The sequence below is a fragment of the Pseudoxanthomonas sp. PXM02 genome (genome assembly GCF_014851805.1).
Classification (GTDB): Bacteria; Pseudomonadota; Gammaproteobacteria; order Xanthomonadales; family Xanthomonadaceae; genus Pseudoxanthomonas_A.
Window position 1 is genome coordinate 248,696 of sequence record NZ_JACVAK010000003.1, and the last position, 21,621, is coordinate 270,316.

Below are 21,621 nucleotides of genomic sequence, written 5' to 3' on the forward strand. Positions count from 1 at the left end.
GAGATAAAGCCCTGATTCCTCGTGGCTTTTTTCATTCTTCCAATCGACACTAGCGAAGGGATCGCCGGAGCTCCTTCTGCATCCGAATGACTCGAAGCTTCTACTGGCGGTCATCGCAAGACGACGGCGCGTCTAACTGAGTTCGCATCGTCCCCCGACGCTAGCTAAAGTCCCTCTGAAGTGTTCCCAAGTCGCGGCCAGAGTAGGGATCGCGCGCCAACTGTACGTGACCGCAACGCGTCAATTCCAAGGATCGTACATGGCTGCCGAAGCCGCACACACACCGGAGTGCAGAGCATCTCTCGCTCGCCATCAGTTGACGGCGAACGGCACCCCGCCGAACATCAGAGCACAGGGGCCAACGGATTCGGCATATGAACTGCGATTGCGAGTTCTGCAAGTTTGACTTCCCAGTTTCCCTTCCAGAGCACTTGATTGAATCTCTGCTCGCGGGAGAGTTGGTGATTTTTGCCGGGGCCGGCATTAGCACTGAGTCGAGCCGGGTACTGAAGTACACCTTCTACGACGAAATCGAAGGCTTGGTTCCAGGGGCAGGTAGGTCGCTGAGCTTTCCGGAGCTCATGCAACGATTTGTAGATCTTCCCGACGGCAGATTGAAGCTACTCCAGCTAATTCGGAGGCGCTTCGAGCATATCGATTCATTTCCCGAGCTCAACATGTCGGCGAGTCGGTTCCATCGGGAGCTAGGAACGCTCTTTCTGGTGAATGAGATCGTAACCACCAATTGGGACACGTATTTCGAGACTCACTGCCACGCCACTTCGTTCGTAACTGACCCCGATATCGCTCTTTGGAATGCAGTACGACGGAAGGTCTTGAAGATTCACGGTTCTATCCAGAATCTTGGATCCATTGTCGCAACTACTAGCGATTACGTTGCGTGCCTGACACGACTAAGTACTGAGCTGATTGGAAGCCAGCTAAAGAATATCCTTGCGACGAGGACGGTCGTCTTCATCGGCTATTCGCTCCGCGATTCGGATTTTCTCCAGCTGTATGGATTCGTAAAGCAGCAGCTGGATTCTTTGCACAGAAAGGCCTACGTTGTAACGCCTTTCGCCGAGGAAGCGACACGCCTAGAGCAGGAAGGCTTGATTGCGATTCGCACCGACGGAACCTTCTTCATTCGGCAGCTCAAGACTCACTTGGTTGCTATGGGGGCGATGATTCGGGACGACGTGTTTGACGCAGCAAGTAGACTCCTGGCTTTGGTCCGGGCGGAGCACACGAGGCTCCACGAAAGGGTAAAAATGGACCGTTTGCCAGAGCTTATCTACGCGGCCTCATATCAGGATGGACTCATGCACGCGCTCGATCGGGCGCTGCAGATGCAAGGCTCTGGGGAGTACTCGCATCCCTGCTACATCGGCGGAAAGGTTCGTGCGTACGAGACTTTGAAGAAGGAAAAGCGTTCCGCCAAGCGCTATGAAGATGTGGCGTACATCGAGGGCTATACAAACGGAATGGTGTTCTTGGCCGTCGCCAATACTGAAGACCGGCCTGTGAGGCCTCCGTTGTACTTCACCTTTGGGCAGAAATCCGATCTCTACAGCCTCACAAGCTTTCTACGCCTGTTCTCGAGGGGCTCTGTTCCGCACGAGGCGGCGCGCAAGCGTGCGCAAAGGCTTATCAGCAAGTTTGAGGATCCGCGCAGCGTTGAATTTCACCATCCGCCTTGGCTGTAGCTAGCGCTCCTCGGGACCAGTTCGCTGCCCTGTCCTTAGATTGCGCCAGACGCGTTTCGAGCGGCCCTTTCCCCTAGAGCAACACACGACCTTGATCTAGAACGTAATTATACGCCGGCGTTAACGAGGTACCCGTGTGGGAACGCCAATCTGTTCAAGCATCTAGGGCCGGGCTAACCCCCGGGCCTTCTCTTATGGAGCGCATGGGGAAATTCCTCACCCTCGCCTCCGGATCTCTCGATAGTAGGTGTTCGGTTCATCGCTCGGTTCGTTGCCCGGCCGATGGCGATGCGGCATGATCGATGCTTCTGGCCAAAATCGCGGAGTAAGGCGCTCGTACGTGGCGGTGACCGACCAAGGCAACAAATCAGCAACCTGACCATCGATCTTCCACACAGTGGAACACACTTCAAAGTAGCCAGCCGTGCGCGACACGGGGCACGAGAATGACTGCAGTAGAGTCCCTAGTGAATCCGCCGGTCGCCTCTTCGTCGCCTTTAGCGGCGAGGTGACCGCTGGGTGTGCGGCAACCTTGTTGCGCCACCTGTAGACCGCTGGCACGACGTCCTCGACATACAGCCTGCAGAACTCCTCGACCTCATCGCTATTGGTCACCAAGTCATGGATGCCCCATCGACGCTGCTGGACCAGATCAACAAGGGCGACCAAACGAAGGTAGGAAGTCAGAGAGATCGCGAACCAGTTGAAGATACAGTAGGTAACCGGCTCGTAGTATGCGAAATCAGGAATCGTGTCACGACCTACGGACGGATGCTCAGTCCCGTCTATGTAGGCCTGCTCATGGCCGCGCATTTGGTCCGCTAGATGCTTCAACCCATGCCGGTGGGCGTCGATAGTGTGGGCGTGCATCAGAGGAGGCATATCGGTCGGGTAACGAATGCCCTTCTCGTAATCTAGGATCGTTTCCATTACCGGACGCGCCGAATGTTCTTCGTGGAACCTGGAACAGTAGTTTCCATGGCATGCATGGCATTGGCACGCGCAGCCTCCACCTCTGCTAAGAGCTTTGCCAGCAGGTCGGTCTTGGCGAAGATGTGGTTCTCGGGCGCATCCATGTGCACTTCGGATCCCAATTCGATAACCTGATTGAAGGATCTTACTGCTATACCCAAGTTGTTAAATGCCAGTGATATCTGGTCAAACTCTTTGATCGGATCGAATGTGGGAATAGTGGCACGCAAGCGAAGGACATCGCTCACGTAGCTAGGACCGACCTCCGTAAGCATCTGCACCATGTGTGGCAGGAATTTTAGATGCGACTCGATCTGACCGCCTAGGTCAAAGGCGTCATAGGCAAACTTCCGTACAGCGGCATGTCCTTTTCGAACCTTCTCCTTTCGCTGATCTCGCCGATCCCGCTCGTGCTGCATTGCCGGAACCAGTACGGCGAGGAACGTGATCAGCGCGCCCCATGCAGTCCAGTCAGGATGACAATCCGGACCAGGCACGCAAAAGTCGGTCGCACTGACGAATAGGTTCTGCAGAAAGTCCCTCATTGGCTCACCCCTCACAGTCGTCGATGGCGGGAGCATACCGGCCGTCGAGGGAGACCAGCAGGCAGTCTGATAATCGACTTGTGCTGGACCCGAAAGTCGCATGCTCCTTCCAAGCACCACCAGAAGCGCCAGCGCCGCGACCTAGTCCGGCACAAAGCGGGCGCTGTCTGCTCAGTTGCGCCGAACTAGGCTTCCCGGGGCAGTAATAGTTCCCGCCTCCAGCATCGCATGGCATCGTTCCCTAATCTCCCAGAAGGAGTCCACGATCGCGAGCTTCAGTTCCCGACCGAGCGCCCTATCCTGAATCGCTTGGCGTGCAAACCTTCGACGCGTCAGCGAGTCAGCCGTCAGCCTTCCTTCCATACCAGCCAACCTTGAGAGCTTTGCAAAAGCCGCATCGACACGCTGCTGCAACTCCTTCTTTCCAGACCTCGCAAGGCAGGAGACCCCGTATCGCCGCCAGTTCGCCGTTCGATAGCGAGCCTCAGTATGTTCGCTTAGACCAAGCTCCTGAGCTAGAAGCCATAGGGAGGGCAACGGCCGACTCTTAGGGGACTCTATTAGTTCACTGAGGAGAGTCTCGAACACTTGCGAGCGAAGCTTCATGCCATCGATTCTTAGATCAATAGGCTGGAAGGTCTCCCACATCGACAGGAAAGGCTTGGACGAGCCCCCTAGCGGGTCATGGAGAGCATCACACAGCCGGACACCCTGCAGCGCGCACATGTTAAGTAGGAGCTCGAAGTCGAGCGAAGGCGCATTTGTTGCAGACCCCACCCTGGCAACTACTTGCCTGGCGTTCTCAGATGCATCATCAGCCAACAGAATTCCCGTCAGGACTGACGATGCAAGCATCGTGAATGCAGAACCGTCCAATCTCTCTGAGGTCGGATTGCCACAGAACTCCACAATGTCGAGCATCTGCGTATGCGCCCAAGCATGCTCAGGCGACATCCTCGACCATTCTCCTTTCCCTCCCAGCGAAGCTCCGCAGTGAGTGCAGTCTCGCCTTGTGGTGTACGAAGACCTCCTACCTTGCCGGTGGCCGCACCTCTGGCATCTCCCAACAAGAACGCACTCATGTAGCGGGCATCGCACCACAAGATGAAAGTGCCATGCCAACAGTTCATAGGAGGTGTCGTGATCCCAATCCTTCAAGCACACTGGGCACCAGCGCCACTCCCTTTGCACCAAGCCTCTTAGGCCGCGCTCAGTGATTCCGCCAAGGTTGTAGACAGTGCCACAGTGCAGACTATCGACGCCTGTCGCTCTCTTAAGGTCGGTGATGGACGATAGATACACATACCCTGGACCACAGATCGCCGAGACAGGAGGAGTTCCGCTTAGCTGGTAACCAGCTAAGACATCGCGCACCCGAATGCCGGCAACCCACGTAAGCCTCGCCAAGTAGTGATCGAGTGACTCAACTGCACTCGTGCCAAGGCCTCGCAACTCAAGGGGGGGTAGTGGCGTCCAAGAGTGTCCAGGCCCTGGGCTCTTCACTCCCAGAATTCCTTGATCTGAGATGACCGGGCAGAAACCGAACCAGCGGCCATAGCCTCCTCAAACATGTGGATGTCGTTCCACATGGTTTCGAGGTCGCTCTGGGCGTAGATAGAGCGCTCTACATGGGACCAGCTTATTCCTCCGCCACCTTCTTCCAAAGCGAGTGTCGACGCACGCTCAAGAAGCTTGTCCAGCTCTCCGATAACGCCCCCGGTGGCGGCAAGAACTTCCGCGTCGTAGCGCAGCAGCGCTCGAACATCACAGTTCGTGTAGTGCGAGGCACGTGAGCGGATCAGTGTCGCGAACGCCTGTCTATCCTCTGGCCGTCTCTCACTGTAGGGCGGCACCCAGATGACATCTACGCGACGCCTTAGCTCAGAGTGGATCGACCACATCCTCACTACTTCTGGAACGCCTGTCATGATGAAGCTTATGTTGGCCTCCTCAGCAAATGCCATCAGATGTAGCGTGTGATCGGTCGGCCGTTTATTTGCCCGATTCTTCAGAAACGAGTTCGCCTGATCGATTGATATCACGCTGCATGCTCTTGCTCGGAGCATCTGTTCGACACAGTCCCATGTGTCCGACTCAGTAAGCCTTCGCCCCTCTCTGGCGCCCCACCAGTCGCCCGCCGCTTCAAGTCCCTTCAGAACATCTGCCGGAAGCGTCGACTTTCCGTTGTCTTCAAACCAACGCAGGGTCGGCACACGCAACTGCTTGAGTAAGGACTTCGCCAGAGAGAAAGAGCTGAAGTACGACTCTGAAGGAAGTCGTGCGCTGCATTCAATGGCGGGGATCTTGCCCTTCGGCCAATGCTTTGGATGTCCATATACTTCCCGCATGACAGAGCGGCGAAGCGTGGTCTTTCCGACACCGGTGGGGCCGATTATGAATATCATTCGGCCCGGCATTAGATTGTCCAACGCAGCACCAAACCGCTTCCGTGGGCGGCTGTAGTGCGGATGAAGGGTAAGCGCCATGGCTCAGCCCTCACTGTCAAAGAGGGGACCATCTAGATCTGGCTTACGCGTCTTTTCCTTTCCTTTCCCTGGTGTATTCTTCGAACAAATCGCATCGTCGACCTTCGCCAGGCTATTCGTTCTAGCTTGCTCAATTCTGTCGTGGAGCTGCTTCCGAAGTAGCCTCTTAACCTCTCTACTCAGCTTGCGCGCAGTGGGTGCGTAGCACATATCAAAGATCCTCTCTAAGCGATCCTCGCTCGCCACACTCTGTACACGTCGATGGAAAGCTTTTAGCCAGCGGCCACCGATCCTGGTGTATAGGATTGCCGGATCCTCACAGTCGATTCGCGCTTCTTCAACTTTTCGGCGCCCCTTAATCTCGGCTTGGAGCTCCATGCTGGTATAGACCCCCTCCTCGATCCTGATCGATCCTCGTGCAGTCAGCTTGATAGCCCCTCCTAAGGGTATAGCCGTAGAAAGAAGGAAAGCGTCATTGATCTCTCGCTTTGCGCCCATGCAGCCAAATTGATCCAAGCTTGCTTGACGCCGCTCAATGGGTGAAAGGTTGTCACCACCCGGTGAGTGAGGCATATCGCCATAGACGTACTTCTCGATGAGCTCGTTCACCTCAAGAAAGCTCATTCTCGCCGTCTTGAGACTCTTGTACTTTCCGTCAACTGATCTCCCCTTGCTGTCCGGAAGGGTGCTTCCAAATAGGCGGTGCGACACCTGAGTGTTTGCATACTTGTTTGCTGACTCGGCAAGTTGATTCCATGCACTCCCAGCGGTTGGCGAGTAGCGCACGGATATCGTTCCCTCACAGAACTTCTCCATCCACTTCGACGTGTTCTCCGGCCCTCGGTCGACGTGAATGGTTCTTGGAAGGAAGCCGTGACGGCGTACGATCTGGCGCATCAAAATCGCCAAGCCCTCGGTTCTAGAAGGGCCGAAGATCAAGACGAATGCGAGTGGATAGCCAGAAGAGCCATCGATCGCAATGTAGAAAGTTGCACTGAGATGCAGTATTTCGCCGGTGGATCCGTCGACCATTCTCATATCGATCGGCGTTGAATCGATATGGGCAATCTCACCATAGCCAAGTGGTGCTGCGGACGTGTACCTCGGGTCCGCGTTCCTTCGGACACGCTGGAACGACCGCATGCCCCCAGACGCGAGTGCATGCCGGTCGGGGTTCTGCTCCCTTATTGCTTTCATAAGCGCCGTGAGGCCGGCAACTGGAATGCCCAGTCGCTCACACTCGCTGGAGTAGATGTGACATGCGTCTCTTTGGCAACTTACCCGCCCTCTGTTCCAGTACTCATCGACAACTCTCCTTCTAAGAGCGACGTACTGGTCGGACAACCTCGGAATCTTGTTGCCAGAGGCGTGGTACCGAGTCAGACATGCGGCAAGGGCTGACTTACCCTCACTCCTCGCCTGCTGAACGATCTTCGCGAGCCGCTTAACGCTCTTGGTCGGCGCAAGATCCAGCCCACCGAGATACCGATCAACCCTCTCCAGGCGCAGTCTTGCCTTCTCTAGATCTGTCCCTGTTGCGGTCAGTGTTTCATCGCCGAGTTCCTCAAGCGATCTGAGCCGGTCCGACACTTCGGCCGCCACAGCGTTTGCATACACCTCAGCTTGGGTTAGCGTCGGAAAGAGATAGAACTTCGATTGCTGGCTGATGGACACTGACTTGCAAGGTCCGAATGCGTAAGCCTGCGCCAGCATCAAGAGTGCGACTCTACTGGTGAAGCCAGCCGATTTGTTTTGAAGCTCAGCAATACTCTGAGGCCTCTTCTCAATGAGACGGCTTGCCGTCTCACAGGCTCGCACCTCGTAGTCGGTGGGTTCTAGGCGTTTTGCATCGTAGATTGCGGTCAGATTCTGCAGATAGATGGCCGGGTGTCTTGGCCCTACCCAAACTTTGAACTGGATTCCTCGTGCTTTCGCCCACTCCTCGTAGGGCCTGCACGTCCATCCTCCCTGTACTTGAGACCAGTCGGGATGATCCTCGCCGATCGCCTTGTGGAGCCACTCTTCCTGCTTGCACTCAACGAGCTCGATTGCGCACTTTCTGATTACGAGAAAGTCGATGTGAGCAGAGCTTACGTGTGTTCGTCCATTCGGTCTTACCCTGGTTATCCCTACGCACGGCACCTGTGTGTAGTAGCCCAAGACATCGGGGTCTTGCTCAAGTTCGTAGGCATGAATGAGCTCACACGTGTGGCTCTCGACCGTTCTATGACGCCGGTTCTTTACGGAGTCGAACCTGGTTACCACGTTGGTCAGCGCGCCAGCGCCTACACGCTTTTGGCACGATCCATTGATTGCTTCCTCCACCCTTCGGACATTCTCGTGCGAAAGCCCCGCTGCGGCGTAGATGCCACGGCGGGTCTGCTCATCTGGTCCACCAATCTCCATCTTGTCCACAACGACCTCCCACCGGCCTAGCCGGCTTAGGGCATAGGGAGCCCGTGCCAAGCGCCGGAAGCGCTTGACAGGGCGTTCAATAAGGGGGAGATTTCGGACTTAGCGATAGTGTGCGAAATCGGAGAGCCCGCTCGGTGCCAGCCTTGCGGGCTTTCTTTTTCCCCGCCGACGGAGTACCTCAGCTCGTATCCACCCTATCCTCCTGTTTTTCCTAAGCTTTTCCCAGCGCCAGTTGGCTCGACAACGACCATTGGACGGCGCGGCCCGATGCCAAGAGAGCAGCCGCGAGCAGCAGGCATTTCGTGTTGCCTGCAGTCGAACCCAGCCTAGTTGCAAAGCTTCAGCTTCCGCACCCAGAATTAATTCGCCCTTTTTGGTGCATTTATTCGATGAATACGGTGCATTCGGAGCTCGGTGATTTGGCCCCTGGTCGACGGGGGCGCCCACCCAGGTCAAAGGTCGATTTGTTTAGGGAGCGCGTACTCATGACGGTGCTCGCACAGTTGCCTAGTGATGCACCGCAGTGCCAATCCGACCGAAGCGCTGCGCTTTGCGGGGCCCCCCTGACTCGAAAGCGCGAGGTCCGCATCGCTGATCACTTTCCAGTCTTTGCAGAAGTGTGTCGATGGCCGCTCCACTTGCTGGAGACGAGAAGCTTGAAGCCATCGAGGCTACGCGGGCTCATCGAGACCTACGAGTGCGAACCCTCTTACCTGCTATCGCACCGGCGTATCGAACTGCCCGCCTCTAGCGACGGACAAGTAGTCTTCTTTCCGGCAAGAGATCCTGCATCACTTCTTTGGAGGGGTGATTTGTACGGATACTTAGCGCTTCTAACGCAGTTTCGGTTGTCGGAGTTGAACGGCGACGTGGCAACGCAGTGGACGACGGCGAGGTATCTGGCTCGCTCCCTTCCCGGCGCGTGTCAGCATCCCGCCATTGCTCGGAACGCGCGGACGCTGATTTCTCTAACTATGCGATTGCTTAGACTCCTTCCTCATCCGTGCATCCCCGTAAGGATTGATCGTCATCAAACGCTCGCACTCGTACGCAGCGGATTGAGCTACAGAGCCGGCTCTACTCCTGACCCTCTTGTTCACTACACCATGCGTACGTGCACGTCCGGCGAAGCGACGCTTCTGATTCCCCACTGTTGAAAGATAGTGAGTGCATATCGCTTCGTAAAAGCTGAGAGCACCAAAGACCTTCTCAGATCCACGCAACGCCCTTGACGAACTCTAGACGCGTGACTTTTAAACCACCCTGCACCTGTCGACGACCCTGAATCTCAGGCATCCGATCGCGTTCCATTCGCTGGCGTCCGGCGGCGTCTCGCCGTTGGCCATGACCAGCGCGCCATCCACCTGCTTGATTGCAACGTCTTCAGCTGGATCGGCCCCAGGCCTCCCGCCGGAGCGATGTCCACTCCTGGCTGCTAGCTGAAGCGGGAGCGGCATGTCCGCTTTCGGCCAGAAGCGGACATTTGACAGCGCAGAGATCCGGCCAGCCCCAAATACGGTTGCTACGCACAACTAGTTGCCGGAAATGGCTCGTTGGCGGACGCCGTCCACAGCGAGCCGTCAGACTGGTTTCAGACCACAGGGCTCTAACGCGGCTTTCTGAAGTAGGGCAGGAAGAACATATAGAGGCCTGTCGGAATCAGGAGTAGAAGCGGAGCGAGCGGCAGCATGTAGAGCCACTCGACTGACTTCCCGGAAGCGACAAGAATGATGTTCACGACAACCGTCACGGTGAAGGCAATCGATACCCAGCGATGCGCTTGTCTGACGAACTTGCTCAAGTTCATTTCTCTCTCCTGTTCAATTGCTTTCGAGACCGTCAGAACGGCCAGACTTGATGAATTCGACCATCATCTGCAGATATCCCTCGGGCTGACGCGTGGACATCCGCTCGCCCCCTGCGTCGATCTCAAACTCGTACATGCCATGGTCTGCGTGTGGGAACACCACCGTGGCAATCGGACGACCCTCGCGCTTCAGTTCGCCTAGGCGCCGCAGCGTCTCGAAAGGGGGAGCATCGCGATCCTGTCCACCGAGGAGCCACAGCTGCGGTACATCAAGATGGCGCAGCACGGGCATCGGATCGTAGTGCGCCGGTACTCCCTCGAGCAGTGCGGGGAAGTCGCTCCGCACGACGGCCTCCGGAGTAGAAATCAGATATGAGGTGAAGTTGCCTCGGACGAAAGGGAACCAGGGCTCTTTCTCATACTTTTCCTTCAGGGCATCAAGTCTGCCGAACCCTTCCGTGAAGTTGCTCTCGATAATCGCGGCTGTCGCGGCAGCGATCTCGTCCGCCTTCTGTTGTTCATCATGGCCAAAGCCGGCGCGCGCCATGTCGAACGCGATTGCTTCCCGGTCTTCGTCAAGCGGCGATACGGCGAGACCGAAACTGACGATGACGAAATCCACCGACTCGATTCTTGCTGCCAGCGGCGCCACCCATCCACCTTGACTGCCTCCCTGGTATCCGATGCGCCCCGTTCGCTTACCGGCAAGGCGCTTCGCCTCATGCATGGCATGAATGGCGTCGATGGCAAGCGTGAGATAGTCCTGCGTATAGCGGCCTTGTGAGCGGCCCGTGCCCCGCTTGTCGTATGCGAAGACGCCGATGCCTTGACTGGCCAGTTCGCGCTGAAGCGAGTACGTGTCTATCGCCGAAGTGCGCTCGGCGCCGTGGACAAGGACCACGAGAGGAACCGTTCCATCGCCAGGCGGGAGGGTCAATCGTCCACTCAACGCGACACCGCTTCCTTGGAAACGAGTGTCGATCTGAACGAGTGGCTCGCGCTGACCAGCAACGCGATCGAAAAGTATCTGGCCTTGATTGCAGTTCGATACGGTCAGTCGGTGGCCATCTGGGCGCTCTGTCCATCCGAGCGTGCTGATCCATTCGCCATCGCTTTGCTGCACCAATGCTCCGGTTTGACCATCCGGACGCCGCCATCGGTATGCACCGGACCCTGACGCACCGATATCGAGGGTGCTGCCATCTGCCATCCGATAGCTGCCGGTAAGACAGGAGAAAGCTTGTGGAGCGGGCACTTCTAGGTCGCCTGCCATAGTGGTGGCAGGGACCGTGGCGAGGACGAGGGCCGCACCGAATAAGAGCTTGCGCATGTCCACTCCAATTAGGTTATGATTTACGTAAATATTGACGTTAATTGTCACAGGCGTCAACCCGCTGGAGGAGCAAGACATGACTGACTTCATTCAGCAGCAGGGGCCAGCATTCCTGGCGCACCTGCTGCGCCGCCTAGCCGACGAGCTCGTGCAGGGTGCGGCCGATTGGTATCCGACGGTAGGCGTTACCGCGCCGCCGCGTACCATATCCACGCTCTTGGCACTGGATGAGCATGGCCCGCTGGGAGTGACAGAACTCGCAGGGCTGCTGCGGCAGTCGCACCCGCTCGTGATTGTCTGGATCAAGGAACTAACCCGTCTGTCACTGGTGAAGTCCCGTGACGATCCCGCCGATCGGCGTAGGACTTTGATCGCTCTGACGACAAAGGGAAAAAGTGAATTGGTCCGTATTCGGGAAGCGCTCGTCGTTATGGAGCAGGCTTCCGCAGAATTGCTGGAACAGGCAGGAGCAGATTCGCTCCAGATGTTGTGGGCACTAGAACGAAACTGCCGCGAACTCCCTTTCCTCCAGCGACTACAGAGAAAGTCGGGCTAGAGCTGAGCGCGGCCACACCGAGACGACACCCCGTGGAGAGAGATGCTCTCGATGTCTGCTACGAATGAACCAGGTTTGCGGTGCGCGATTGACCAATTGCAGTTTTAACTCGGCTCTTACACATGAAGGCGCGACGTCCGTTTTGGGTCGAAAGCGGCCGTTCTAAAGCCGCTTTCGGAGGAACGCTATGCCTCGGTCTGCTCTGCCAGCGCAAGGGCATCATCCACTTCGACCCCCAGGTAGCGGACGGTACTCTCGATCTTGCTGTGCCCAAGCAGCAGCTGGACGGCGCGCAGGTTCTTGGTACGTTGATAGATGAGCGATGCCTTGGTGCGACGCATGGAATGCGTACCGTAGCCCACTGGATCCAGACCGATACTGCGCACCCAGGCCTTCACCAAGCGGGCGTACTGGCGCGTGGAGAGGTGGGTTGAGCCTCGCTGCCTGCCGGGGAAGAGGTAATCGTCGAGGCCAAGCTTCTGACTATCGATCCAAGCGACCAATGCCTCTCTAGTCTGCGGCGTTATCTCAAACTGGACAGGACGCTTTGTTTTGCGCTGGATGACGCATGCTCTTGAGCCAATGTGCATGCCATGTGCGACGTCACGGACCCGCAGCCCAACCAGATCACACGCGCGAAGCTTGCTGTCGATGGCGAGATCAAAGAGCGCCAACTGCCGACTATCGCCCTTGAGCTGAAGCCTGACTCGAATCGACCAGATCTCCTTGAGCTTTAGGGGCGCCTTCTGTCCCACAAGCTTGCCTAGATTCCAAGCAGGACGTGCCGCTGAGCGGCCTGAACTTCGCTTCATGGCTTTCTCCAATCCCGAGGTGGGATGGAGAGGCTCTAACTGCCTCTGTGTCGCCTCAGTTAAGAGGTGCTAGGGAGCTCAGCTAGGTCACTTTCGACTCAAAGGCACATCGCACGATGTACTACTCGATTTTCAGTCGATCTGTAGACAGCTTCGCGATCTGCCAGAACAACAATGCGTTGCCAGTAGCTCGAGCAGAGAGCATCGCCCCGTGGATCGAGGCCATGAACATCGCGGCTTCTCCAGCAGGCGGCTCAACTAAGCGCATCACGCCCTTCGTCTCGCCCTCCGTCATGGTCTTTTCGAGCCAAGTCTGTAGATCGTTGAAGTGGCCCGTGACCTCCTCGGCTACTTCTGCAGGGATACTGGGTAATTCAGCCGCAAGCAGTGCGCAGATGCAGATGGGAGGATTCGACTCCTGAATGCAGTCCGCCCAATAGCGGCTATAGGCGACCAGTCGCGCGTACGGATCAGGGATCGATTCATTGAGTGACTGCAGTCCTCGCCGCATCGCCTGCCGGTGCTGAACGACGGTCGCCTTAACCAAGTCCACCTTGGCCGGGAAGTGGTGATGGATGCTGGCCTTCCTGACATCCACCAGTTCGGCAATGTCAGCATAGCTGAAGCCGTTATACCCACCCGAAGCCAGCAGCTCGTTGGCCCGCTGGATGATCTCTTGGGCCTTGGGTGAATACTGAGGCTGGGCTTCTGCGGACGACATCAACGGGTTACCTGGTCTCGATAGGGACGCTGCTTATAAAGCGCTCGCATTTGCAGTGGAATTCCCACGATGAGCGCCAGGAAGAGCGCGCCCTGGACACCCAGCAGCAGCGGATCCTTTAAGTCTGTCACCACCGGATCGCCGACAGGAAGCCTGCGCAGGCTTTCGCTCACCGTGGGGACCATCAGCAGGAACACCGTTACGCTCAGCGACATCGTCTGGACATACGCCCACAGTCGCTTCGCCGGCCGCCACAGCGCGATGCCGTATCCGACCAGCAGAAACACCAGGGTGATCGTCGCGATGATCGAGCTCACCGGCTGGTGCGCGATGGGATAGACCGTGAGGATGCCCAGCAGCATGAACCAGAAGTAGGCGCGGCCGGCAGCAGTCTCAGGAGCGATCCGCCCGTGCCTGACCAGCATGTAGACCGCCAGCGGGATCGCGGGGAGGCTGCCCAGCGTGTGGAGCCAACCGATTGGAGATATGCCCATGAGGAGTTCCTTGCTGAAGTTGGGTGAGTCTACCTATTAGTAGGTAGATAACGCAATGGAGTGGCATCGGATGGACGGGTTCATGCCGACCGATGGGTGGTTTGCACCGGGAGCGTCCGGTTTGCGGGCGGCGTCGTTGTCTGGGGTCGCTGCGCCACGGGCGACTCGTTTGCTGAGCCCGGCGTCCGCCTCATGGTGGTCACCGCCAGCCTCCTGCTGAGAACGGCGGCGATGGCCATGGCGCTGGCGATCATGAGACAGGCGGCCGCGAAGCCGGATGCCACGTCTTCGACGCCTGCTCCATCCGGCGCGAGCGAGAAGAAGACACCGCCCACCAAGGCGACGGAGAGCGCAGCGCCCAGCTGCATCGCGGCGCTGACCATGCCGGCCGCCAAGCCTGCCCAGCGTGGCTCCACGAGATCGACGTTCAGTCGCACCAGCGCCGGCAGCGCGATGCCCTGTCCGATCCCCACCACCAGCAGCGGTACCCAAAGCCACGACGGCCGGTCGATCGCCGCCGCCCCAGCCGCCAGGACCAGACCGAGGGCTTCCAGGCTCATGCCGAAGGTCGCTGCGCGCGAACCCAACCAACGCGAGAGGCGGAGGCCACACGTCGGCCCCAACAGCTGTCCGATACCGAGTGGAAGAATCGCCAAGCCCGCTGCGAGCGCACCGCGACCCAGCCCGGCTTGTTGGTACACCGCGAACGTCAGGAAGAACGCCGCCAAGGCATACAGCAGGACCGCCGCCAGCAGACCAAGAGCCAATCCACGGGTTGCCGAGATGACCGAGGGCGGAACCAGCGTCGACGCAGCCAAGCGCTCCCGATTCTTCTCATAGCGCCAGAAGAGGGCCAAGAGTGCTGGGCTCAATGCCAGCACGCCCAGGCTCCACAACGGCCACCCGTGTTCGCGACCCTCTATCAGCGGAACCACCAGCGCCAGCACGCCCAGAGCCAGAAGGATCGCACCGCCGAAATCCATGCGGCCCGCTTCCTTTCCTCGGGTTTCACGCACCGAGATCAACGCAGCGGGAATGGCCAAGGCGATGACAGGAAGGTTGATCAGGAACACGCTGCGCCAGCCCATATTCCACAGATCAGCGGAAACCAGCAGCCCACCCAAAAGCTGTCCGCCGACGGAGGCCAATCCAAATGTCGCCCCGTACAGACCAAGCGCGCGACCTTTCTCGCTCATCGAAAACATGGCGTGGATGGACGCCAAGGACTGCGGTGCCATGACCGCGGCCGAGATGCCTTGTAGAAATCTGCCGAAGATGAGCACACTCGGCGACGTTGCGAATCCACATAGAGCCGACGCCAGCCCAAACCCGAACATGCCGGCCACGAAGGTACGCCGGCGTCCATAGAGATCGCCCAGGCGACCGCCCAGGATGAGGGTGACGGCGTAGGCCATCGCATAGACCGACACGACCAGCTGCGCGACGTCGGCCGATGCCTGCAGATCGGCGCGGATGCTCGGCAACGTGACGTTGACGATGAAAAAATCAAGCGGAGGCAGCAGCGTGCCGGACAGGAGCACGGCCAAGGCGGGCCAGCGGCGCGGGTCCGTTGTGTTCGGATTCGGATCGATGCTCAAGAGGTTCATCCTCGGAACGCCGCGGATCAGCGCATGCCGCCCGAGCCGATGATGTGTTCGCCCGTGACCCAGCCCGCGTCGTCCGACGCAAGAAAGGAGACGATCGACGCGATGTCCGTCACCTGCCCGATCCGGCCGAGCGGCGTCTGCTGCTCGTTCCAGGCCTGGAACTCCGAGCCCATCACGCCGTTGGCGTGCGTACCGTCTGTCTCGATCAGTCCGGGGTTCACCGCGTTGACACGGATTCCCCGTGGACCCAGTTCCCGCGAGAGAACGCCGGTGATGGCGTCGATAGCGCCTTTCGTTCCACTGTAGATCGCGCTTTGGGTGGGCAGGATCCGCGTGACGAAGGAACCGACGTTGATGATGCTGCCGCCTTCGCGCAACAAGGGTACCGCGGCTGCCGTGACGAGCAACGATCCGAGTACATTGAGGTCGAACTGCTGGCGATACCGATCCTCGGTGGTGTCCTCGATCTTTGCGAACTGGTACATGCCCGCGTTGTTGACCAAGATATCCAGCGGCCCGAAATGGTCGACGGCCGTCCGGACGAGCGCATCCACTTCCGTTTTACTGCGCACATCGGCGCGCACGGCGACGGCGGTTCCGCCGGCGCCTTCGATCCCGGCAACCACCTTCTCTGCCTCGGATGCGCTTGAGGCGTAATTGACGACCACCTTGGCGCCATCACTCGCCAGCCGACGGGCGATGCCGGCACCAATACCTTTAGATGCGCCCGTAACCAGGGCGACTTTCCCGTTCAACTTGCTCATGTCGTTCAACTCCAGATGAGGCTGACCCGGTATGGGCCAACCTGCCAGGGATGGCGTGTACCCGCCCACCGAGATCTCCCGAAGTACGCCGGGGTCGCCTGCGGGTCGGACCGCAGACGCCAGACCATCAGTGCTGGGGTGAGCAGGGTGAAGTCGACAGGATTGTTTGTGGACTGCCATTCCTGCATATTCCGCGTACATTTTTGAACGGGTAATCGCGGGATGGAATGGAGTGATATCCGGATATTCCTCGCGGTCGTCCGCGGCAGATCGCTCGGCGAGGCGGCTCGCAGCCTGGGCGTGAGCCACCCCACCATCGGGCGTCGGATAAAGGCGCTCGAAGATGAGGCCGAGCAACCGCTCTTCCGCAGGACGAAAGACGGCTTGGTGCTCACGGATGCCGGAGACGCGGTGCTGTCGCTCGCTGAATCCATGGAAGCATCGGCGCTGTCCATGGAAAGGCGCCTGGCGGGCAACCATGAGCGGCTCGAAGGCCTCCTGCGGATATCCTCGGCGGACTGGTTCGCTGCCTATGTCCTGGCGCCCGTTTTTGTCGAACTGGGGCGCCTTCACCCCGCCGTCGTACCCGAGGTCATCGCGAGCTACCGCCTGCTCGACCTATCCCGTCGCGAAGCCGATGTGGCCTTCCGCATCGTCCCGTTCAGTGAGCCGGATATCGTCCAGCGCAGATTGATGACCATGCCTTACGGGCTCTACGGATCGGCGTCGACGGTGCACGCGGTGACCAACGACCCGGGGTCTGTGAGCTTGATTCTCATGAACTCGGCCCAAGCTCACTTCCCGGATGTCGCTTGGCTGCTGGATCGATTCCCGCACTCTCGACGTGCTTTCGCCAGCACCAGCCGAAGCGTCCAGGCCCAGATGTGCCGTCGAGGACTAGGCGTTGCGGTATTGCCAAGGCCCCTGGGTGACGGCGTGGACGGGCTTCATCGCATCGATCTGTTCGGCGACCCTCCGAGCAGAGACGTCTGGGTGGGTTACCACCAAGATCTGCGCCACATGGATCGGCTAAGAGCTCTGCTCGATATCGCCGAAACGATGCTTACTTGATGTCTGCAATCGGCCAGAAGCGGACATTGAAGGCTTGGATCAAGCTGTGCCGCGAAGCGGCGTCGCCTAAGTGAATTGTAGAAACTATTTTAGGCCGTAGTACCTCAAGAGCGCTTCCTTGATTACGTCCGTGGCGACGGACAAGCCGATCTTCCAGGTGCCACCAGCAGCCTTCTTGAGATTATTGAGAAGCCAATCTTTGACCTTGGGTCCCATCGGCTCGGCCACACTCTCAGGTTTCTCAGAAGAGGCCAAATCTGCGAGAGCACCTGCATCATCTGCAGGAATGCCGGCCTGAACTAGATACTGAGACAGTGCTTGTTTGTTGCCCGTGTCGATCGAGATAGAAACGACGGCGCCGCTTTGGGCCGACACAGAGGTGTAGTTGCCGTAAATGATCTGTTGCGCGATCTGAGTGGTAACCCCTGCTGCACTCCCGGATAGATCGCCGGGGTTTGCTAGTGAAACGTTTGCCGCCTCTGGAACAGACTTTTCAATCTCAAGTGTCAACTCAAGAATTCGATTCAGAACAGCGTGCCTAATGGCGGCCAAGGATGCGCGCGAGATCGTACCGGTGACTGAGTTGCAGGCGTAGTCCTCATAGACCTTTCCCTGCAAGAGAAGAATGAGATTCGAAGCTTCAATCTGCAACGAGCCACCTTTCTCCGAGGTGGACAGCAGCTCATCTACCGCAGCGATGCTTTGCCGCATTTCATAGCGAGTCCACTGTCTGCCAGCGTACTTTTCGATCAGATAGGGTGAAATCGGCGCATTGTTGATTCCTGAGCCGAACGGGCCAGAGAAGGTGGCTCTGTAGCTAACCCCTAGGATGCGGTAGTCGGGAACCTCAACTTCTTGTGGGTACCCCTCCGACTCATGCTTTACCCATTCTGCAAGCGACTCACTACCGAGTCGCGCAGCTAGCATTCTTAGCTTGAGTAAAATTGGTGCGATGTCCGACTGCTCCTGAAGAACAGCGCCTTGAATGTCTGCAAGAAGTCCCACGGAATCTCCCCAATGACGTCCAACACTTAAGTTAAGCCGCGCCGCGAAGCAACCCCGGCTCGAACGAATTGTTTGGCATCAGTCGAATTGAATGATGTAGGAGATGTACATGGAACTCCCCGTGAGGTTCTCCACAGCCACCCGGTTCAGGACAAACTTTGTCTGAAGCTCCTCGGGGAGGTAAGCCTTCTGCTCGACCGTTCGGCTTTCGCCTGGCCCTAGAGCGACGTTCTCGAAACGACGATCATAGAAATCAACTGGCCCGTCCTTTCCGGCAGAGGTCTTGAGAGAGCCCTCCACCATAAACGGCTCTTTCATGTTGTTCTTGATGCGGGTCTTGATTGTGAGGATGTCGCCATGCCGAAGAACCTCCGTTGCCTCAATCGCAATGTTGCCCTTTTTTACTGCCCCAATGAGCGACTCATCCGCTGTGGACTCCTGAACGGTGACCTTGTATCCCGCAAGCTGTTTTCGCTCGCGGAACACATCAAGCTTTGCATCCACGTAATCGATGGCTGATGTCTCCTCTTCAGCACCCACGACTGTGCCGAAAAGGAAGGGCACGACTAGGACGGCGAGGACTATCGGTATCGCCACAAAGTTCTGCCATATAGCGGTTGCTTTCTCCTTGCTTTCAACGACCTTGCCTTTCGCAGATTTAGACTCAATGCTTTCAATGTCGACTGGATCAAACGATTTGCCCTCAATCAACAGAACAACTGTGATTGACTCGAGCCTCGAAAGCTTAGGTATAGAGAGCGTGTTGCCAACCACGGTGAGTGTACTTTTCGAGGTGCCGATAAGCTCGAATTTACACGCCTTTCTAAACGTGACCGCGATGTCCTCTTCGTGGGTTAGGCCAGCGTTGTAGACCTGTACTGAGATGATCTGACCATCGCTGATCGGTGTGTTTAGGTAGAGCTTTGGGGCGACGACGTACAGCCAACGGCTTTTTACGGCCGCCAGAATCGCCGCGATCAGCAGAGCCCCAATGACTGTTGTAGCAATTGCTGTGAACATGCTCCCCCCTGAAACCTGGGCCTGATGCATAACTACCTAATAGCCGGATCCCTGGCTCCGGTTATACGGCTTCTCCACAGCGCACCATATGGCGCGCTATCCCCTTGATATGGCTCGATCTTAGGGCGACTGGGTCCGGCTAACAAGCCGATGTATAACCGGACCCAGCAGGACGCAGAGCGTGCGCTTAGGCGAATGTCCGCTTCGGGTCGCGGATTCATATGATCGATGCAACACACGGATAGCTGCACAAGCAGCGGGAGTGTTGCAGATGAAGCGCAGGAAGAGGATCTACTACACCGACACCCAGAAGGCACTGATGTGGGATCGCTGGCAGCAGGGCGAGTCGCTGCACCAGATCGCATCCTTGTTCGATCGGCACCATAGTTCGGTGCGGAACATCCTGGCCGAGCATGGCGGGATTCGTCCGCCGGTGCGGCGACGATCTCCGAGGGTGCTGAGCCTGGTCGAGCGCGAGGAAATCTCCCGCGGCCTGGCGGCGGGACGGTCGATCCGCACGATCGCTTTGTTGCTGGGTCGGGCGCCATCCACGGTCAGCCGCGAGATCGGGCGCAACGAAGGCGCTGAAGGCTACCGCGCCAACCAAGCCGACCTGGCTGCCTGGGACCGAGCGCGGCGCCCCAAGACCTGTAAGCTGGCGCTGCATCGAGCCTTGGCTGCTCGCGTGGCAGAGAAGATCCAGCGGCAGTGGTCGCCTGAGCAGGTGGCCGGCTGGCTCAAACGCACCTATCCCGATGATGCGAGCCGTCAGGTGTCCCACGAGACCATCTATCGCACGCTCTATATCCAGTCGCGCGGGGCGCTGAAGCAGGAACTGCTCGCCCATCTGAGGCGCACGCGGGCGATGCGTCGCTCACGACATCACACCCAGAAGACAGAGAACCACGGCCGGATTGCTGACACCGCCTCGATCAGCGAGCGGCCGGCCAGTGCCGAAGATCGGGCCGTGCCAGGGCATTGGGAAGGCGACCTGCTGTTCGGTGACCGGAACAGTCAGATCGCTACGCTGGTGGAGCGGCAGACCCGCTACCTGATGCTGGTGAAGGTGGCAGGCAAGGACACCGAGACCGTGGTCAACGCGCTGATCAAGAACGCACGTCGCCTGCCGAAGCAGCTGTACCGGTCGCTGACCTGGGATCGGGGCAAGGAGATGGCGGCACACCGCCGCTTCACCTTGGCCACGGACATCCAGGTCTACTTCTGCGACCCGCATCATCCTTGGCAACGCGGTACCAACGAGAACACCAACGGCCTACTACGGCAGTACTTTCCGAAGGGGATCAATCTGGCCGATGTCACGCAGGCCAAGCTGGACGCCGTTGCACGCCAGCTCAACGAACGACCACGCAAGACGCTCGGCTACGAGACACCGGCAGAACGATATCGACAAACTGTTGCGTCGATCGGTTGAATCCAAGGTCGATTGCGGACATAGATATGCCCCCAACACTCCGAGATAGCTACTGGTGCCAAGGCAGCGACCGCTGTTTCGGCCCCCGCAGATCGTCGGACGTATTTCGTAGATTTGCTAGACCTTGAAGCGTATAAATCTCAGGCATCAGGCTTCAACCATCTCAAGTTGAGGAAGGATCGCTGTGATGCCGAGGAATATTTCTATTGAGGCAGTGTACGAAGCCAACCGTCGACTAATGGCTCGCTCGCGAGACCACGCGTGCCCTCAATGTGGGCTCACGCCCAGAATCGCAAACAGCCCGCTCCGACTGAGACCTACTTTTGAAGTGATCAGACTAGCTGGCGAGACTGCAATGCTTCGATACCTGAAGCGATAGCTTTCCCGATTCTAGCTCCGGCGACAATCACTACACGGCGGACTACTTGTCTTTCGCGCTATAAAGCTCGTCAACAGCAGCGATTGCTTGCTCTGCCCCGCTAGGAGACTTCGCGTATCTGCGGATGCAGGCCTCTAAGGAGGCTCGATCAGAGGAAGATAGTGAGTCACGCTCAATGAACAAGCGGGTGCTTTGCGCCTGGATGGCGCCACACAAAGCGTCGTCCCGATTTGGCTTGTCACGTTCTTGCCAAAGCTGGCTCGATAAAAGCGCCATATGCCCTGAAATGAGATCACGGGCCAGTTCGTAGAGCACCCTGTTTGATTCGCGCACCATCGCGATCTCCTTTCTAGAACCTCGTAGCCTCATTCTACGTGGTTCCCGCCGCCCCCCATGGCGGGCCAGAAAGCCCCCCGGACTCAACAATGATCCGGCCCGTGGCCAAAGTTGGATCCGTCAGAGCCGTTCAGGGCAAGACTTTGCCTTTACAGCGGGT

General features: G+C 58.0%; 19 protein-coding genes. 4 read left to right on the plus strand and 15 right to left on the minus strand.

The window, feature by feature from the left end; translation table 11 throughout:
• The first annotated feature begins 374 nt into the window (after positions 1-374).
• Positions 375-1,706 carry an SIR2 family protein gene (locus tag IB225_RS15195; protein WP_192312098.1) on the plus strand — a complete coding sequence of 444 codons (1,332 nt, stop codon included), beginning with the start codon at positions 375-377 and terminating at the stop codon, positions 1,704-1,706.
• A gap of 216 nt (positions 1,707-1,922) precedes the next feature.
• Here the strand turns inward: IB225_RS15195 and IB225_RS15200 are convergent, their stop codons facing one another.
• From IB225_RS15200 to IB225_RS15230, 7 genes are all read right to left on the minus strand, one after another.
• Positions 1,923-2,636 (minus strand): hypothetical protein, encoded by a 714-nt coding sequence (locus IB225_RS15200; protein WP_192312099.1) that lies wholly within the window; start codon positions 2,634-2,636, stop codon positions 1,923-1,925.
• A complete protein-coding gene (locus IB225_RS15205) occupies positions 2,636-3,223 on the minus strand; it encodes a hypothetical protein (RefSeq protein ID WP_192312100.1) in 588 nt (195 codons plus the stop codon). The genes IB225_RS15200 and IB225_RS15205 overlap by 1 nt, the downstream gene beginning before the upstream one ends.
• A gap of 171 nt (positions 3,224-3,394) precedes the next feature.
• A complete protein-coding gene (locus tag IB225_RS20410) occupies positions 3,395-4,144 on the minus strand; it encodes a hypothetical protein (protein ID WP_225584005.1) in 750 nt (249 codons plus the stop codon).
• A 578-nt stretch (positions 4,145-4,722) separates the two neighbouring features.
• Positions 4,723-5,709, minus strand: a complete 987-nt coding sequence (locus IB225_RS15215) for an ATP-binding protein (protein WP_192312102.1) — start codon at positions 5,707-5,709, stop codon at positions 4,723-4,725.
• A gap of 3 nt (positions 5,710-5,712) precedes the next feature.
• Positions 5,713-8,124 carry a DDE-type integrase/transposase/recombinase gene (locus tag IB225_RS15220; RefSeq protein ID WP_192312103.1) on the minus strand — a complete coding sequence of 804 codons (2,412 nt, stop codon included), beginning with the start codon at positions 8,122-8,124 and terminating at the stop codon, positions 5,713-5,715.
• 1,606 nt (positions 8,125-9,730) lie between these two features.
• Complete coding sequence (locus IB225_RS15225; protein ID WP_192312104.1) at positions 9,731-9,931, minus strand: hypothetical protein; 201 nt, start codon at positions 9,929-9,931, stop codon at positions 9,731-9,733.
• Positions 9,932-9,944: 13 nt separating this feature from the next.
• Positions 9,945-11,261 (minus strand): alpha/beta fold hydrolase, encoded by a 1,317-nt coding sequence (locus IB225_RS15230; RefSeq protein ID WP_225583901.1) that lies wholly within the window; start codon positions 11,259-11,261, stop codon positions 9,945-9,947.
• Positions 11,262-11,340: 79 nt separating this feature from the next.
• Between IB225_RS15230 and IB225_RS15235 the strand changes: the two genes are divergently transcribed.
• Positions 11,341-11,820, plus strand: a complete 480-nt coding sequence (locus IB225_RS15235) for a MarR family winged helix-turn-helix transcriptional regulator (RefSeq protein WP_192312105.1) — start codon at positions 11,341-11,343, stop codon at positions 11,818-11,820.
• 185 nt (positions 11,821-12,005) lie between these two features.
• On the opposite strand, the gene IB225_RS15240 is transcribed toward IB225_RS15235, so the two are convergent.
• From IB225_RS15240 to IB225_RS15260, 5 genes are all read right to left on the minus strand, one after another.
• A complete protein-coding gene (locus IB225_RS15240) occupies positions 12,006-12,632 on the minus strand; it encodes a tyrosine-type recombinase/integrase (RefSeq protein WP_192312106.1) in 627 nt (208 codons plus the stop codon).
• Between the two features lie 121 nt (positions 12,633-12,753).
• A complete protein-coding gene (locus IB225_RS15245; RefSeq protein ID WP_192312107.1) occupies positions 12,754-13,353 on the minus strand; it encodes a TetR/AcrR family transcriptional regulator in 600 nt (199 codons plus the stop codon).
• Positions 13,353-13,847, minus strand: a complete 495-nt coding sequence (locus IB225_RS15250) for a hypothetical protein (RefSeq protein ID WP_192312108.1) — start codon at positions 13,845-13,847, stop codon at positions 13,353-13,355. The genes IB225_RS15245 and IB225_RS15250 overlap by 1 nt, the downstream gene beginning before the upstream one ends.
• Before the next feature lie 80 nt (positions 13,848-13,927).
• On the minus strand, positions 13,928-15,445 hold the full coding sequence (locus tag IB225_RS15255) for an MFS transporter (RefSeq protein WP_225583903.1): 1,518 nt from the start codon (positions 15,443-15,445) through the stop codon (positions 13,928-13,930).
• A 26-nt stretch (positions 15,446-15,471) separates the two neighbouring features.
• Positions 15,472-16,218, minus strand: a complete 747-nt coding sequence (locus IB225_RS15260) for a glucose 1-dehydrogenase (RefSeq protein ID WP_192312110.1) — start codon at positions 16,216-16,218, stop codon at positions 15,472-15,474.
• Between the two features lie 222 nt (positions 16,219-16,440).
• On the opposite strand from IB225_RS15260, the gene IB225_RS15265 reads away from it, so the two are divergent.
• Positions 16,441-17,289 (plus strand): LysR family transcriptional regulator, encoded by an 849-nt coding sequence (locus tag IB225_RS15265; RefSeq protein ID WP_192312111.1) that lies wholly within the window; start codon positions 16,441-16,443, stop codon positions 17,287-17,289.
• An 84-nt stretch (positions 17,290-17,373) separates the two neighbouring features.
• Here IB225_RS15265 and IB225_RS15270 read toward each other — a convergent pair whose 3' ends face one another.
• Both IB225_RS15270 and IB225_RS15275 read right to left on the minus strand, forming a co-directional pair.
• Positions 17,374-18,294, minus strand: coding sequence for a hypothetical protein (locus IB225_RS15270; RefSeq protein ID WP_192312112.1), 921 nt, complete (start codon positions 18,292-18,294; stop codon positions 17,374-17,376).
• A 78-nt stretch (positions 18,295-18,372) separates the two neighbouring features.
• Entirely contained in the window at positions 18,373-19,314 is a 942-nt protein-coding gene (locus tag IB225_RS15275; RefSeq protein WP_192312113.1) for a hypothetical protein, read from the minus strand.
• 271 nt (positions 19,315-19,585) lie between these two features.
• Between IB225_RS15275 and IB225_RS15280 the strand changes: the two genes are divergently transcribed.
• A complete protein-coding gene (locus IB225_RS15280; protein WP_192312865.1) occupies positions 19,586-20,746 on the plus strand; it encodes an IS30 family transposase in 1,161 nt (386 codons plus the stop codon).
• 421 nt (positions 20,747-21,167) lie between these two features.
• On the opposite strand, the gene IB225_RS15285 is transcribed toward IB225_RS15280, so the two are convergent.
• Positions 21,168-21,461 carry a hypothetical protein gene (locus IB225_RS15285; protein WP_192312114.1) on the minus strand — a complete coding sequence of 98 codons (294 nt, stop codon included), beginning with the start codon at positions 21,459-21,461 and terminating at the stop codon, positions 21,168-21,170.
• Positions 21,462-21,621 lie beyond the last annotated feature (160 nt).